We start from the raw sequence: 345 nt of genomic DNA on the forward strand, positions 1-345 counted from the left end.
ATGGCTGGCTGCAGCGACAGGGTCTGGAGCGCAACATTGTCGCGCGGGCCAACAGCTATCGGGCGGCCTTGCAATTGCTGGAAGGCACCGATTTCATGCTGGTTCTGCCACGGCGTATTCAGACGCTGCTGGGTAATGAACCGTGGATTTCCGTATTCGAACTGCCACCGGACCTGCCTGGCTTCAGACTGGACATGCTGTGGAGCGCCCAGGCGGATCGAGACGAAGCCAGCGGCTGGCTGCGTGAACAAGTCGTGAAGGTGTGTGCCGAACGCGGCTTGCTCTGACGGGTGTCAGTTGCCTGACTTGTCTTTCTGCGGGTCGGGTGAGGTGGCAGGTCGGGCC

General features: G+C 61.4%; 1 protein-coding gene. It reads left to right on the forward strand.

What is annotated here, in order from left to right:
• Nucleotides 1-287 (forward strand): LysR substrate-binding domain-containing protein (locus ALO43_RS20885; protein WP_235812545.1); only part of this gene is annotated, 287 nt, incomplete at its 5' end.
• Nucleotides 288-345 lie beyond the last annotated feature (58 nt).

This window comes from Pseudomonas tremae (assembly GCF_001401155.1).
Classification (GTDB): domain Bacteria; phylum Pseudomonadota; class Gammaproteobacteria; order Pseudomonadales; family Pseudomonadaceae; genus Aquipseudomonas; species Aquipseudomonas tremae.